At 34.2% G+C, this 562-nt stretch carries 2 pseudogenes; both read left to right on the top strand.

The annotated features are described in order from the left end of the window. Window positions 1-304 (top strand): annotated as a pseudogene (locus ACF91D_RS31490) (prophage endopeptidase tail family protein); the annotation flags it as partial. Beyond that, window positions 297-562: pseudogene (locus tag ACF91D_RS31485) on the top strand (hypothetical protein); the annotation flags it as partial. The pseudogenes ACF91D_RS31490 and ACF91D_RS31485, both read left to right, overlap by 8 nt.

The raw sequence follows: 562 nt of genomic DNA, 5'->3' as shown, positions 1-562 counted from the left end.
TGTTGAACTATCTACGCATTATTTAGGTAATGAAGATATCAAAGATAACAATACGATTCGGTTTGTACATGAGCCCTTAGGTTTTAACTTGGATTTAAAAGTCGTTAAAACGACACGTTCACATCCTTTGACGCATCAACCTGTAGAAGTTGAATTCAATAATGCTAAAACAGACATCGTGCAAATACAACAAAAGATGATGAGAGATATTAAAAATAATAACGATAAAGCAGCAGGTAGTGTTCAATTCACCTTACCTGAAAATTATTCGGATATTGTAGGGGTGACAACAGTAGATGACTGATATAAATCACAGATGGTTGAGAGATAATGAAAATGAACTGTTTTTCCCAATCACGCATATTAACGCTGTTGAAGGGTTAGAAGGTGTATCACTTACTGATATTAACGACAAAATAACTGAAATAAATAATACATTAGATACTGCCAACACAACATTAAAGAAACAACAAGAAACAATTGATTTGCTTACGCAACAGCTAACTGCGACACAGTCAGATTTGGGGAAAATTGTTGGAGATTCCGGTTGGATTGATTATTC

The sequence above is a fragment of the Staphylococcus sp. 231237_7MaSpsaltlick genome (genome assembly GCF_043107035.1).
Note: the sequence above shows the minus strand (reverse complement) of the source record. Positions and strands in the feature narration are given on the sequence as shown.